This window comes from Dehalobacter sp. TBBPA1, from assembly GCF_040931655.1.
Lineage (GTDB): Bacteria > Bacillota > Desulfitobacteriia > Desulfitobacteriales > Syntrophobotulaceae > Dehalobacter > Dehalobacter restrictus.
Genome location: NZ_CP162385.1, coordinates 1,360,041 through 1,373,810 on the forward strand (window position 1 = coordinate 1,360,041; position 13,770 = coordinate 1,373,810).

Consider the following 13,770-nt stretch of genomic DNA (forward strand, 5'->3'; position numbering starts at 1 on the left):
GTTCCGTACACCGGCATCTCTACCGTGACTCTGAAAGAAATAACATTGAAACAATTTGTTTGAGTATCGACATAGATTATAGCGGTGATTTAATTGAGGAGATTGAGGATGGAAAAAAACAAGAAGGTAATTATCGGATGGTTAGGTGTGTCCATAACTGTTATATTGTCAAGTGTATGGGCTTATTGGGGAGCTTTTGAGAATTTCCATGAAGGCTGGTATGCTACTTCCATCGGAGACAACCTCTGTATGTTTTTACTCCAATATATGGTATTTGCTATCATTTTTGTATTATTAGCATTAGTTATATTAAGATGGAAAAGGGTGGGTTTTCTACTACATCTAATTTTTGGTGGCTTTTGTATTTATTTTTTTTCCGGTGCTAGTTTTAATGTGCTAGGATTATTGATTATTATACCTTTTGCTGTTCTTGGGCTACTTTATTATTTTGGGGAGCCTGAGCCTAAGAAATGGGCATATAGGTTAATCATAATTGTTCCTTTAGTTATTACTTTAGCTATTTCAATTCCTCAAGGTATTAAAGTTTCCCAAAGAATTAATGATAATGATTTTGGTATGAGAATAGTAGAAGGGAATGGTGTAACTCTGGCTTGGGCACCAAGGGGGCCTGGCTGGCCGGACAAAGGGACCTCCTGGAAAGAGGCACAAGATATATGCAAGTATTTATCAGAGGATGGTACAACCACTATGAAGGAAGAGCAAAATATTTGGCGCTTGCCAACAGTGGATGAAGCAGTTCGTTCTATGATGCTCCACGACGAAAATGCAGGTGGAGTCTGGTATCCGGAAGAAGAGAAGGACGTCTATGATAGAACACCAGATAAAGAAACACCTTTATGGGATGTACATTCCAAGGTAATCTATTACTGGACTTCAGATACATCAGTAAAGGATGAACAACAGGCATATATCATTGTCTATCATGGAGGTATATTTGATAAAAGGAAGATCGATCAACAAGATTATATGAGTTTTAGAGCTGTCAAAGAGATCAATTAGCTTATGTGGTTTTAAATGATGGAAAACATGAGATAACGGAGGCTGTTGAAACCCTCCCTCTGCAGCCTGTACAAAATTTAACGGATTTCTACGCGGTTGAGGAACTGTTTGAGAAATTACTGCACACCTGGAATGCCAAGCTGCCTGGATATGAGTTTATTTCCAAAACGCTGCTTCAAGAATTATTGATTGCCATTATGCAAAATATAAAAATGCAAAACCCTAATTATGCTGCATCCTTAAGGGTAGAAAAGGGGATCCAATAAAGATAGGAAGTAATTTAAGGGGCCGTCATTCATGGCGCGGACGGAGATTTTTATTGGTATGCTTTCGTCCGCCACTTAGAAAATATGGATGCGGTTGAGACGCGGTGGGAACCTACGAGACGTTATGCGAGACCGTACGTATCGGCCGCGCCTCCATACGCCGGAAAAGTTTAGAATAATTTTCTAACGAATACCATTATAATTGCAATAATAAAGGCAATGATAAATGTAAAAATAAATGTTCTTAGCCAAGTGTTTCCTAAAATTCTTTGTTTGTATTGATATATTGACATAACAACACCACTTATAATAATAATTGCAAGTAGATCCCATGGTGCTTCATTGGAATATAACGATCTATATGCAGTATCAAGAAGTAATGCAAAAGTAATGAAGACATATCCAAATTTATAACTAATATTTTCGATAAATGTCGTTCTTTCATCTCTCTCGACCATTTTACTAATCATTATCTATAACCTCCTCAAAATAGAATAAATCCTCAAACTGTTTATTTAGAACCTTTGATAAAATTAATGCTAATTTTGCTGTTGGACAATATTGACCTGTTTCAATAGAACTAATTGTTTGTCTGGTTACGCCTGCAAGAATTGCAAGCTGTTCCTGTGAAAGATTTTTTTCCGCTCTGGCAACTTTTAATCGGTTTTTTAGCTGAATATTCTCATTCAAACTATCACCTCCACGAATACATAGTAACATATTCAAATGGTGATGTAAAGTATACTTGTCAAAATAATAAGTATACTTGTCTATTGAGCTATCGTAATATGTGTCTAAAGTAGTTAAAGTTAAAGTTTGCCTTAAAGTATGCCTGTAATCCCATTTGTAAGAACCAATCTAATTCAGTAATATACTGAAAGAAAAATAATTTTTTGATCTGCTGAAGCATTTGGAGGCGATCATCGTATGTTTGCCGAATAAATTTAATCACATCTAAGAAAAAAGAGCATTGATTATATCAATAAATACGTGTCTTGGGATAAGAAAACGATTAAATATTTTCATGAAGGCGGTCATTTGATCCTTCTGAGTCCGATGGCGGAACAGGTACTACGATTCGTTGCAGATTTCATACAAGACCAATCAATTAATTTTAGACCGAAAGTATTGATCAAAAGGTAGAACCAATTAACCCTTCGAAGATGCAAGTCGACAGACAGGAGGTGCATGATGAATCACATTTTAATTGTCGAGGATGATACGGCCCTGAGCAATGGTATTGTTCTGGCCCTTAAAGAAGATCATTGCACCTTTGTGCAGGCGTATGACATTGCCGCGGCCAAGAAACAGCTAAAAACCAACTTCTTTCATTTGGTGATACTCGATGTCAATTTACCGGATGGAAACGGTCTTGACCTTCTAGCTGAGATCCGTAAGAAATTGGCTTTGCCTGTAATTGTCCTGACTGCCAATGATTTGGAAACTGATATTGTAACGGGGTTTGAGCTTGGGGCGGATGACTATATCACAAAACCTTTCAGTCTGATGGTACTGCGGGCCAGAGTGGGCGTCCAACTGCGGAAGGGCAGGCATCAGGTTCGCGATACCGTAAAGATTGATGGGTTTTCCTTTTCCTTTGCAAGGATGGAGTTCAAGAGAGGCGGCAAACCCATTGAACTCAGCAAAACTGAGCAGAAACTGCTCCGGGTCTTAATAGAAAACAAGGGAAAAACCATTTCTCGTACAGATTTGGTGGACAGGATTTGGACAGATGGAGCCGAGTATGTTGACGAGAATGCCTTGTCGGTTACGATAAAAAGACTGCGTGATAAATTGGAAGAACTTCCGTCTGCACCGCAATATATCAAAACGGTCTATGGGATTGGCTACACCTGGGCGGTGCAGTGAGATGAATACACTTGATTACACCTGTATCGGGATTGCCATTGCTGCGGTATGCGCGGCCGTGATGGTGATTGTCGTTAACCGTCAAAGAACAAAGAAAACGTTTGAAAAAATTGAAGATATGTTGGACACAGCCATAAACGGTAGCTTTGCCCAAGGTGTTTTTGATGAATCTGCTTTATCCGCGGTGGAAGCTAAGCTTGCACGGTATCTTTCCAAATGTGCGGTATCCTCCAAGAATTTGCTTGCGGAAAAGGATAAAATAAAAGAGCTGATTTCTGATATTTCCCATCAGACCAAAACACCCGTTGCCAATATCCTGCTTTATTCACAGCTGCTCAGTGAACACGAATTGCCGGAAGACTGTAAAGTTTGTGTGCAAGCCTTGTCTGCACAGGCGGAAAAGCTGAATTTCCTCATCAATGCTTTGGTGAAAATATCACGGCTGGAAACGGGTATTATTACTGTTTCACCGAAACAGGAAGCCCTCCAAAGGTTGCTGGATGAAGTTCGGATACAGATCAGGCCAAAGGCGGAGGCCAAGGGCATTTCTGTTGCCATGGAAGATACGGAGAGTTGTGCCCATTTTGATCTGAAATGGACGACAGAAGCCGTATATAATATCATGGATAACGCCGTAAAATATACCACAAGCGGCGGGTGTATTACCATAAAAGCCATACCCTATGAGTTGTTCTGCCGTATTGATATAACCGATAATGGGATGGGTATTTCCGAGGATGAGCAAAGCAAAATATTCACCCGGTTCTACCGCTCGGGAACCGCTGGTAATCAAGAAGGTGTTGGTCTTGGGCTGTTTTTGACCAGAGAGATCATCTCAGCCGAGGGAGGTTATATCAAGGTGTCATCACAGCCGGGCAGTGGTTCTACCTTTTCAGTATTTTTGCCAATAGAAAAGTAAATCTTTCAAGACTGTTAGATTCTAGAAAGATTGTGGAAAGATTGTTGTGATATAGTCAATATTGCAGGCAACTGCGATACTGACTATTTTCTTTGGGGAGGAAAACAAAATGACGATACTTGAAACAACAAAATTAAAAAAATATTACGGCAGCGAAGATACAACGGTTAAAGCGTTAGACGGCATCGACCTCACCGTGGAGAGTGGGGAGTTTGTAGCCATCGTAGGCACATCCGGCAGCGGCAAGTCTACGCTTCTACATATGCTGGGCGGGCTTGACCGCCCCACAAGTGGCACGGTCACTGTCGATGGAAAGGAGATCTTTGCACTGAAAGACGAAGAACTGACGATTTTCCGCCGAAGAAAAATAGGCTTTGTCTTTCAAAATTATAATCTTGTTCCTGTATTGAATGTGTACGAGAATACTGTCCTGCCTATTCAGCTCGACGGGAACGAGCCGGATAAACGCTATGTGGACAGAATCATCGGCACATTGGGGCTTGAAAGCAAACTGAACAATCTGCCCAACAATCTTTCCGGCGGTCAGCAGCAACGGGTGGCAATTGCCAGAGCCTTAGCTGCTAAGCCTGCTATCGTTCTCGCGGATGAGCCGACAGGAAACCTCGACAGTAAAACCAGCCAAGATGTCCTGGGACTGCTCAAGGTCACAAGCGAAAGGTTCAGTCAGACCATTGTCATGATTACCCACAACGAGGAAATTGCCCAGTTGGCAGACCGCATCATCCGAATTGAAGATGGAAAAATTGTGGGTGGTGGAAGTAAATGATCAAAGTAAAAAACAAAAAGGCGATTCGCAATCTGGCCGACAAGAGCTATCGGGCCAATAAAGTCCGCAACTTGATTGCGATCATCGCCATTGCCTTGACAGCGGTGCTTTTCACCACGCTTTTCACCATGGGGATCGGTACGGTGGAGGGTCTTCAGCAGGCCACGATGAGGCAGGCGGGCGGCGACGGCCATGCTGTGCTTAAATATATCACTGACGAGGAATTCAACAACATCAAAGATCATGTACTTATTAAAGAAATTTCCTATAACCGAATGCTATGCGACGGGGTGGAAAACAAGGAATTTCTCAAACGGCGTGCCGAGTTTTGGTATGATGATGATGGCGGGATGAAGCTCGGATTTTGCGAACCAACAAGCGGACACAAACCTGTAGCTGAAAACGAAGTCATTGCAGATACCAAGACCTTGCAGCTGATGGGCGTTCCCCTTGAGGTTGGCGCGCCGCTTACGCTCACACTTGACATCCGGGGCGAAGAAGTACAGCGGGATTTTGTCCTTGCAGGCTGGTGGGAGAGCGACCCCGTTTTTAACGTGGGCCAGATCTTGGCCTCCCGTGCCTATGTAGATGCTCATCCGGCCGAACTGCAAAACAGCTATAAGGTGGACAATTCTCTCACCGGGGTTATCAACGCGTCTATTATGTTCAAAAACAGCATCGATTTGGAGGGGAAGCTGGCAAAGGTCATTACCGACAGTGGCTATTCTCTGGATGAAAAAGCGCCGAATTACTTGGAGCATAATGTGAGTTGGGCATATCTCTCCACGAATTTTGGTATGGACGCAGGTACGCTGATTGCACTGCTTTCGGGCTTGCTATTGATCGTATTCACCGGCTATCTCATTATCTACAACATTTTTCAGATTTCCGTTATTCGGGATATTCGTTTTTATGGACTCTTGAAAACCATTGGAACAACAGGGAGACAGATACGCCGGATTATCCGCAGACAGGCACTGATCCTTTCCACTATAGGAATTCCAATCGGATTGATTTTAGGTTTCTCTATTGGTAAATCCCTTGTTCCTCTCCTCATAAACAATTCCACCTATGCCGGAAGTGCGGTGTCTGTATCGCCAAGCCCATGGATTTTTATTGGTTCGGCGCTGTTTGCTTTGGTCACCGTGCTCATCAGTACCTTCAAACCGGGTAGGATAGCCGCCGCTGTTTCACCGGTGGAGGCAGTGCGGTATACGGATGGAAATACAAAGCAGAACTGCAAACCGAAAAAATCCACTGATGGCGGAAAAATGCCCCGTATGGCCCTGGCTAATTTAGGGCGGAACAAAAGACGTACCGTTTTAGTAGTCATTAGCTTGTCCCTGAGCCTTGTTTTGCTGAACACGGTGTTTACGCTATCTCAGAGCATTGATATGAATAAGTTCCTTTCTAAATTCGTGGATACCGATTTTCTGATTGCCCATGCCGATTACTTTCAAAATGACTACTCCGGTCCCGAAAACCAGACCAGCGAGAGCTTTATTCAGGCGGTGGAAACACAGCCCGGCTTTGAGGCGGGTGGGCGACTGTATGGCGGCAGAGCGGAAGGATTTGCGGCAGAGGACGAAAAGAACACCACCCAGGAATATAACAGGAATCCCTACGGCGATTTGATGGCTGCGGTCTATGGTCTTGAGGGTATGCCTCTTCAGCGACTGGAGCTTATCGACGGTGAGCTTGATGATGCAAAGCTGGCTACTGGTAAGTACATTCTGGAGGGAGTCCCGCTGGACGATAACAGTGTACCGAAAATGGAGAACAAGCATTATGAGATTGGTGACACGGTAATACTTCACAACTATAAAGGAACGTCGGAAACATTTGCTGGCAGGGAGTACACGACGCAGGAGTTTATCATGCTGGGTCATGTGGCCATCAAACATTATTCCAATTCAGACCGTACCGGATGGGACTATAACTTCTATCTCCCAGCGGATGTCTATAAAACAATGGTAGTACAGCCCGCCGTAATGAGCTATGCCTTCAATGTTTCCGAAGATCAAGAGGCGGCAATGGAGCGTTTTTTGCAAAGCTACACCGATTCAGTGGAACCAGTCATGAATTACGTCTCGAAGTTCACCTCTCTCAAGGAGTTTTCCGGTATGCAGAGCACCGTTGTGATGATTGGCGGCGCACTCAGCTTTATCATCGGGTTGATTGGCATTCTCAATTTTGTCAATGCCATTCTCACCAGTATTTTGACCCGACGCAAAGAATTTGCTATGCTGCAAAGTATAGGCATGACACGAAGGCAGCTGCGCCGTATATTAATGTTTGAAGGATTTTATTATACGCTTGGCACTTGCGCACTATCGCTCGTATTTAGCACGTTATTTTCACTTTTAATTGTCAAATCTTTTTGTGGTCTGCTGTGGTTCTTTAGTTATCATTTTATCTTGTGGCCGCTTTTGATCGTACTTCCTTTCCTGTTTATGCTTGGTATGATGATTCCTTTGGTATCGTATGCCATGACGGACAAGCAAAGTATCGTGGAGCGGCTGCGGGAAGCGGAATAGTATTTGTATGATGAGCATACTTTTTTAGGTTGATTTCATCCTGCTTTTTCAGGTAAAATATAATGAAATGATCAACTTGAGGATGGAGATATAGTATTATGCGTATGATATTTGCAGACCGGATGAATAGACTGGGCAGTGAGACGGCTTTTGAAATGCTGGCTAAGGCCAATGTTTTGGAAGCGCAGGGAAGGGAAATTATTCACCTTGAGATTGGTGAACCGGATTTTCCGACGTTGCCCAATATCATAGAAAAAGGAATGGAATGCCTGCGGGCCGGCATGACAAAATACACACCTTCTTCAGGCCTGCTGGAGGCAAGACAGGCGGTTGCGGATTATGCGGGCAAAAAAAGAGGCTATGAAATCGACCCTCAGGAAGTGGTCATGACGGCGGGTGGAAAGCCGATCATGTTTTACGCCATTTTGGCTACGGTTAACCCCGGAGATGAGGTCATTTATCCGAATCCGGGTTTCCCGATTTATGAATCCGTCATTAAGTTCGTTGGCGGGGTACCGGTACCGATCCCGCTGCGTGAAGAGAATGAGTTCAGAATGGATATCCAGGAATTCAAATCCCTCGTGACAGACAAAACCAAAATGGTGATTATCAACTCGCCGCAAAACCCAACCGGCGGGATGCTGACGAAAGAAGACTATCAGGAAATCGCTGATTTTCTGGCCGACCGGAATATTGTGATTCTCTCGGATGAGATTTATGAAAATGTCGTCTATGAAGAGCCGTCATTTTCGATCTCTTCGCTGCCGCATATGAGAGAAAAGACAATCATACTGAACGGATTCTCGAAGACCTATGCGATGACCGGCTGGCGCGCCGGGTATGGCATTATGCCGAAGGAAGCCGCCCAGCAAATTGGCAAGCTCGTTGTGAACAGTACTTCCTGTCTGGCAGGTTTTACACAGATGGCTTGTATTGAGGCCCTGACAGGACCGCAGGATGAAGTTTTGAGAAGAGCAGAGCAGTTCAGAATCAGAAGGGATCGGATCGTTGATGGACTGAATGCCATCAGTGGGGTTGCCTGTCTGAAACCACGCGGTGCCTTTTACGTGTTTCCGAATATCAAAGCTTTTGGAAAAACTAGCAAGGAGATGGCCGAGTACCTGTTAAACGAAGCAGGTGTTGCGACCCTCTGGGGCAGTTCGTTCGGGGAATACGGCGAAGGATATCTGAGGATCTCCTATGCGAATTCCTTGGAAAATCTTGAAAAAGCCGTAAGCCAAATTGATATTGCTCTGAAAAAGTTATAATAGATATTTTAAAACAATCAACGGTGCAGTATGAGGCTGCACCGTTCGTTTGGTTCACCCTGTATTTCGGGTAACTGAAGAGAAGAGCATGAAATAGCATAGTAAAGCATACGGAAGGATCCAGAAGATAGCAGAGAGATTCCAAGGGATATAGTGGAGCACAAAGAGGCAGAAAATTCAGAATAATTTAATATATTCTCAAAAAAGTTTAGAAAATTGTTGCAATATTGTTGAAATTATCGAAGCAAGTCCTTATACTAAATACTAAACTTGGTTTGAAATGAGTATGAAACCATATTTTATATTATTTGGAAAGGGGGACATAATAATTTGCAGAAAGCAGAATAAGAACTGGGCACCTTATTTTGCTATCAAGTTCATGATTGAGGTTAATAAACGATTTAATAATTGAGGGGAAAGAGGACACTATGAACACAGTGCTATTTCTTATTTTGTTTCCAATTGTTGTTGCACTGCTTTTGCTTATCTTGCCGCAGCCGGCTGTCCGGAAAGGCATTGTGGTGCTGTCAACAATCATTCTGACTGTAGCATCAGTCAATCTGGCTGTTCAGTATTTTAATACAGGGGCAGTATTCTTTAATCTGGATAATCAATATATTGATCTTGGAATATTTGCAATTGAGGTCATTCTAGCAGTCATTGTCATTGGGATTTCGCTGAAATACAAACAGTATCTGGCCGGGCTTTTGATGCTAACCAGTGCTGCAATTATGATATGGTTTGAAGGTTCTTATGGGGAAGAGATCCAGACATCGTATAATTTATTTGTTGATAATCTCTCTCTGATCATGACACTGATCATTGGTATCATCAGTAGTTTGATAGCGATATTTGCTGTTGGCTATATGAAGGATTATCATCATCATCACAAGGAAGTTAAAGACAGGACCCCGTTTTTCTTTTTTGTTATCTTCGTCTTTTTAGGAGCGATGTATGGGGTTGTTTTTGCCAACAATCTGATGTGGCTTTATTTCTTTTGGGAAATCACCACATTCAGTTCATTCTTCCTGATCGGCTACAGCCGCGAAGAAATTGCGATTAAGAATGCGTTCAGGGCTTTAAACATGAACCTGCTTGGCGGACTTGGTTTTTCCATCGCCATTGTTTACTTATTTATCAATGCGCATACGATTGAGCTGAACATGCTGCCGGAGCTTGCGTCTACCGTAGTGCTTCTGCCGACAGCGTTACTTGCGTTTGCCGGGTTAACAAAAGCTGCCCAGATGCCGTTTTCTTCCTGGCTGCTTGGAGCGATGGTTGCGCCGACCCCTGTTTCCGCACTGCTCCATTCCAGTACCATGATTAAAGCTGGTGTGTACTTAATCATCAGACTTTCACCGGTTTTTGCTTTTGTTGACGGTGGTTCAATGGTCGGGCTATTTGTCGCGATGGTTGGAGCGGTGACATTTGTCCTGACAGCCTTTATGGCCATCTCCCAGTCGGATGCCAAACGTGTACTCGCATATTCGACGATTTCCAATCTTGGCCTGATTATTGTTTGCGCCGGCATTGGAACCTATCAATTGATGTGGGCTGCGATCATGCTTATGATCTTCCATGCGATTGCCAAGTCTTTGCTCTTCCTGTCTGTTGGTACAGTCGAGCATAACATCGGTGATCGTATCATCGAGTCCATGGACGGACTGATTACCAAAATGCCGAAGATTGCGATTGGTATGGTCATCGGGATTGCGGGAATGTTTCTTGCTCCATTCGGTATGCTGATCAGTAAGTGGGCAGCGCTCGAAGGGCTGGTTACAGCAAATCCGGTACTCACAGTATTTGTGGCCTTTGGAAGTGCCGCAACTTTATTCTTCTGGACAAAGTGGCTCGGTAAGCTTTTGATGGTGAAAGAAAGACCGCTGGAATTCCAGTCAAAGGTCCCAGGGACAGAACGCTTTACGCTGACTACGCTTGCTGTTTTGACAGTTGGGGTTTGTCTGCTTTTCCCGCTCATCTCGAAATATTCTCTGGAGCCGTTTATTGCGTCCATCTATAATCAGACATACCTACTGGATCAGGGAAATGTCATTATTCTGCTGATTATGGTCGGCCTGATGGTCGTTCTGCCTGTGGGTCTGTCGTTCACGCACAAGAATTATCAGTATAAACCGCAATACCTGGCGGGACTCAATACTTCCGAAAAAGAGAAGTTTTATGGTTCTCTGGGTCTTACAAGAGAAATAACGATGAGGAGTTTCTATCTGGAAAATATTTTCGGTGAGAGCAAACTGTTTAAACTTGGTGTTGTGATCAGTATTGTTCTAATCATCATAATGTTTGGGGTGGGGATCATATGAGTGGAAATTATGCATGGTTAATGGTCATTCTCTATATCATTCTGGCCCCGTTCATCGGTGGTTTGATTGCCGGGGTGGACCGCAGAATATCTGCCAGGATGCAGAGCAGATACGGTCCACCGATTCTGCAGCCTTTCTATGATATTTTTAAATTGATGAACAAAAGCAGTATTGCGGTAAATCCGCAGCAGAGGCTGTACATCATCTGTTTCATTGTTTTTGTAATTATCTCGGGAGCGATATTCTTTGGCGGCGGAGACTTGCTGCTGGCGATTTTCGCTTTGACGCTGGCCAGTATCTTCCTGATCATTGCGGCCTACTCTACTTTTTCGCCGTACGCCTATATCGGTGCGGAGAGAGAGATGCTGCAGATCATGGCCTATGAGCCGATGGTCATTTTAACGACTGTAGGAATGTACATGGTGACGAAAAGTTTTAATGTTTGGGACATCGCAATGTATGACCAACCGCTGCTTTACAGTCTGCCAGGTATTTTTCTTGGATTCCTGTTTATCCTAACCATTAAATTCCGTAAATCACCTTTTGATATATCGATGTCTCATCATGCGCACCAGGAGATTGTCCGTGGGATTATCACGGAATTTTCCGGGACGGATCTGGCGCTGATTGAGATTGCCCACTGGTATGAAAATGTCTTCCTGCTGGGTATTGTCTGTCTGTTCTTCGCGTCGAACCCGATCATTGCCTTAATCCTGGCGATCGTCGTCTATTTCCTGGAGATCTGGATCGATAACAACTATTCCCGTCTTAAATGGCAGTCCGTACTCGGAAGCGCCTGGATCGTTGCACTTGTGCTCGGCGTAGGCAACATCGCCTATCTGGCACTCAGATGAAAAACCTTATACTGATTGGAGTGAAATGATTTGTCATACTTGCCGAAGTCTCCTTGGTTGGTCCATTACGACGCCTCCAGCTGCAATGGCTGTGACATCGAAGTACTGGCTTGTCTGACGCCTTTATATGATGTCGAGCGTTTTGGCGTTCTCAATATTGGCAATCCAAAGCATGCCGATATTTTCGTCGTGACAGGATCTGTCAATGAACAAAATAAAGAGGTCATTAAAAATATTTATAACCAGATGGCGGATCCGAAAGTTGTTGTGGCGATCGGAGCCTGTGCCACTTCCGGAGGAATCTTCCGTGAATGCTACAATGTCCAGGGCGGAATCGATAACGTCATTCCGGTAGACGTGTATGTCCCTGGGTGTGCTGCCAGACCTGAAGCAATCATTGACGGTGTCGTTCAGGCTTTGGGAGTTCTTGAGGAAAAATATCAGAACTTGAGGAAGGTGGCGAAATAGATGACGGAACGTATCATTAATCCGGTTACAGCTGAAGAGCTTGTTGATCGTGCGAAGCAGTATCTGCAGAATGGGTATCGCCTGATCCAAATCTGCTGTACAAAAACGCCATCGGAAATGTATTTGCTTTATTCGTTTGAAAAGCTGGACTTGACTTTGGAAAATCTGAGATTGGATGTCCAGTCTGGCGATACTATTCCGAGTATCAGTGATGTGTATTTTGCCGCGTTTCTTTATGAAAACGAGATTCATGATCTCTATGGTATTAATGTCAGTGGAATGGCGGTTGATTTTCAGGGGACATTTTACGAGACGGCAGTTAAACAGCCTTTCAATATAGCTGCCGCAGATAAAAAAGAATAGGAGAGGGATGGTAATATGGGTGAGCGAACAATAATTCCATTTGGCCCTCAGCATCCGGTACTGCCTGAACCGCTCCATCTCGATCTTATTATGGAAGATGAGAAAGTAGTTGGCGCAGTTCCTTCGATCGGGTTTGTGCACAGGGGCTTGGAAAAGCTGGTTGAAAAAAGAGATTTTAATGAAATGATTTATGTCATTGAACGTATCTGCGGGATCTGCAGTTTTATTCACGGACAGTCCTATGCCCAGACGCTGGAAGGCATGATGGGCATGGACATTCCACCCCGTGCCAAATATCTGCGTACCATCTGGGCGGAACTTTCCAGGGTACACAGCCACTTGCTCTGGCTCGGTCTCATGGCCGATGCTTATGGCTTTGAAAGCCTGTTTATGCATTGCTGGCGGATCCGGGAGAAAGTACTCGATATTTTTGAAGAGACCACCGGCGGCAGGGTTATATTTAGTGTATGTAAAATTGGCGGGGTCTGGAAGGATATTGACAACGACACATTGAATAGAATAAAGGTTATTGTCAAAGACATCGGGGAGGAAGCCAAAACGGTGACGGATGTATTTGTACGTGACTATTCCGTTCAGAAGAGAACCAGGGGCATAGGCGTTGTGACTTATCAGGAAGCGATCGATCTGGGTGCCGTTGGTCCAACCCTGAGAGGCAGTGGTGTTGTTCAGGATATGCGTACCTTAGGCTATGCCGCTTACGGTGATCTGAATTTTGAGCCAATCGTCGAAAAAGACGGCGACTGCTACGCCCGCACCGTGGTTCGGGTGCGTGAAGTATACCAGTCTCTGGATCTCATTCGCCAGTGTATTGAGAAAATGCCTGACGGCGAGGTGGATATGAAGGTAAAAGGCAATCCGAGCGGAGAATATATTTCACGTATGGAGCAGCCCCGCGGTCAGACTTTCTACTACGCTAAAGGCAACGGTACAAAATACTTGGAGAGGTTCAGAGTCAGAACACCAACGTTTGCGAATATCCCGACGCTGTTGAAAATACTGCCAGGCGCAGACCTTGCAGATGTTCCGGTGCTGGCATTGACCATCGATCCTTGTATCAGCTGTACGGAAAGGTAGGGA

Annotated in this window: 14 protein-coding genes; 12 read left to right on the top strand and 2 right to left on the bottom strand. The window is 44.1% G+C overall.

Translation table 11 applies throughout. The features are described from left to right. Nucleotides 1–108 precede the first annotated feature (108 nt). Both AB3489_RS06790 and AB3489_RS06795 read left to right on the top strand, forming a co-directional pair. On the top strand, nucleotides 109–1,020 hold the full coding sequence (locus AB3489_RS06790) for a DUF1566 domain-containing protein (RefSeq protein ID WP_368294442.1): 912 nt from the start codon (nucleotides 109–111) through the stop codon (nucleotides 1,018–1,020). A 5-nt stretch (nucleotides 1,021–1,025) separates the two neighbouring features. Further along, the gene (locus tag AB3489_RS06795) at nucleotides 1,026–1,286 is read left to right on the top strand and encodes a hypothetical protein (protein WP_368294443.1); all 261 of its coding nucleotides are present in this window, start codon (nucleotides 1,026–1,028) and stop codon (nucleotides 1,284–1,286) included. 170 nt (nucleotides 1,287–1,456) lie between these two features. Here AB3489_RS06795 and AB3489_RS06800 read toward each other — a convergent pair whose 3' ends face one another. Together AB3489_RS06800 and AB3489_RS06805 are read right to left on the bottom strand one after the other, a co-directional pair. Further along, on the bottom strand, nucleotides 1,457–1,756 hold the full coding sequence (locus AB3489_RS06800) for a hypothetical protein (protein ID WP_019226277.1): 300 nt from the start codon (nucleotides 1,754–1,756) through the stop codon (nucleotides 1,457–1,459). After that, on the bottom strand, nucleotides 1,749–1,976 hold the full coding sequence (locus AB3489_RS06805; RefSeq protein ID WP_368294444.1) for a helix-turn-helix transcriptional regulator: 228 nt from the start codon (nucleotides 1,974–1,976) through the stop codon (nucleotides 1,749–1,751). The genes AB3489_RS06800 and AB3489_RS06805 overlap by 8 nt, the downstream gene beginning before the upstream one ends. A 501-nt stretch (nucleotides 1,977–2,477) precedes the next feature. On the opposite strand from AB3489_RS06805, the gene AB3489_RS06810 reads away from it, so the two are divergent. The 10 genes from AB3489_RS06810 to AB3489_RS06855 all read left to right on the top strand — a co-directional run bounded on the left by AB3489_RS06810 (nucleotide 2,478) and on the right by AB3489_RS06855 (nucleotide 13,767). Next, nucleotides 2,478–3,155: a response regulator transcription factor gene (locus tag AB3489_RS06810; protein WP_368294445.1), complete on the top strand. Its 678-nt coding sequence runs from the start codon at nucleotides 2,478–2,480 to the stop codon at nucleotides 3,153–3,155. A 1-nt stretch (nucleotide 3,156) separates the two neighbouring features. Continuing rightward, the gene (locus AB3489_RS06815) at nucleotides 3,157–4,074 is read left to right on the top strand and encodes a sensor histidine kinase (RefSeq protein ID WP_368294446.1); all 918 of its coding nucleotides are present in this window, start codon (nucleotides 3,157–3,159) and stop codon (nucleotides 4,072–4,074) included. Between the two features lie 109 nt (nucleotides 4,075–4,183). Then, nucleotides 4,184–4,861: an ABC transporter ATP-binding protein gene (locus AB3489_RS06820; RefSeq protein ID WP_015042856.1), complete on the top strand. Its 678-nt coding sequence runs from the start codon at nucleotides 4,184–4,186 to the stop codon at nucleotides 4,859–4,861. Beyond that, nucleotides 4,858–7,398: an ABC transporter permease gene (locus tag AB3489_RS06825; protein ID WP_368294447.1), complete on the top strand. Its 2,541-nt coding sequence runs from the start codon at nucleotides 4,858–4,860 to the stop codon at nucleotides 7,396–7,398. The genes AB3489_RS06820 and AB3489_RS06825 overlap by 4 nt, the downstream gene beginning before the upstream one ends. 98 nt (nucleotides 7,399–7,496) lie before the next feature. Continuing rightward, a complete protein-coding gene (locus AB3489_RS06830) occupies nucleotides 7,497–8,666 on the top strand; it encodes a pyridoxal phosphate-dependent aminotransferase (RefSeq protein ID WP_368294448.1) in 1,170 nt (389 codons plus the stop codon). A gap of 428 nt (nucleotides 8,667–9,094) precedes the next feature. Then, nucleotides 9,095–10,987 (top strand): NADH-quinone oxidoreductase subunit L, encoded by a 1,893-nt coding sequence (locus AB3489_RS06835; RefSeq protein ID WP_368294449.1) that lies wholly within the window; start codon nucleotides 9,095–9,097, stop codon nucleotides 10,985–10,987. Then, nucleotides 10,984–11,841: a respiratory chain complex I subunit 1 family protein gene (locus AB3489_RS06840; protein ID WP_368294450.1), complete on the top strand. Its 858-nt coding sequence runs from the start codon at nucleotides 10,984–10,986 to the stop codon at nucleotides 11,839–11,841. Before AB3489_RS06835 ends, AB3489_RS06840 begins: the two co-directional genes overlap by 4 nt. A 30-nt stretch (nucleotides 11,842–11,871) precedes the next feature. After that, nucleotides 11,872–12,309 (top strand): NADH-quinone oxidoreductase subunit B family protein, encoded by a 438-nt coding sequence (locus tag AB3489_RS06845; protein WP_019226285.1) that lies wholly within the window; start codon nucleotides 11,872–11,874, stop codon nucleotides 12,307–12,309. Next, nucleotides 12,310–12,672 carry an NADH-quinone oxidoreductase subunit C gene (locus AB3489_RS06850; protein WP_368294451.1) on the top strand — a complete coding sequence of 121 codons (363 nt, stop codon included), beginning with the start codon at nucleotides 12,310–12,312 and terminating at the stop codon, nucleotides 12,670–12,672. A gap of 15 nt (nucleotides 12,673–12,687) precedes the next feature. Then, entirely contained in the window at nucleotides 12,688–13,767 is a 1,080-nt protein-coding gene (locus tag AB3489_RS06855) for a nickel-dependent hydrogenase large subunit (protein ID WP_368294452.1), read from the top strand. Nucleotides 13,768–13,770 lie beyond the last annotated feature (3 nt).

Bases quoted from the DNA above. Each gene is read 5' to 3' on its own strand.
- AB3489_RS06825 (WP_368294447.1), top strand. From the start codon at position 4,858: ATGATCAAAGTAAAAAACAAAAAGGCGATTCGCAATCTGGCCGACAAG.
- AB3489_RS06835 (WP_368294449.1), top strand. From the start codon at position 9,095: ATGAACACAGTGCTATTTCTTATTTTGTTTCCAATTGTTGTTGCACTG.
- AB3489_RS06855 (WP_368294452.1), top strand. From the start codon at position 12,688: ATGGGTGAGCGAACAATAATTCCATTTGGCCCTCAGCATCCGGTACTG.
- AB3489_RS06830 (WP_368294448.1), top strand. From the start codon at position 7,497: ATGCGTATGATATTTGCAGACCGGATGAATAGACTGGGCAGTGAGACG.
- AB3489_RS06790 (WP_368294442.1), top strand. From the start codon at position 109: ATGGAAAAAAACAAGAAGGTAATTATCGGATGGTTAGGTGTGTCCATA.
- AB3489_RS06850 (WP_368294451.1), top strand. From the start codon at position 12,310: ATGACGGAACGTATCATTAATCCGGTTACAGCTGAAGAGCTTGTTGAT.
- AB3489_RS06800 (WP_019226277.1), bottom strand. From the start codon at position 1,756: ATGATTAGTAAAATGGTCGAGAGAGATGAAAGAACGACATTTATCGAA.
- AB3489_RS06840 (WP_368294450.1), top strand. From the start codon at position 10,984: ATGAGTGGAAATTATGCATGGTTAATGGTCATTCTCTATATCATTCTG.
- AB3489_RS06820 (WP_015042856.1), top strand. From the start codon at position 4,184: ATGACGATACTTGAAACAACAAAATTAAAAAAATATTACGGCAGCGAA.
- AB3489_RS06810 (WP_368294445.1), top strand. From the start codon at position 2,478: ATGAATCACATTTTAATTGTCGAGGATGATACGGCCCTGAGCAATGGT.
- AB3489_RS06815 (WP_368294446.1), top strand. From the start codon at position 3,157: ATGAATACACTTGATTACACCTGTATCGGGATTGCCATTGCTGCGGTA.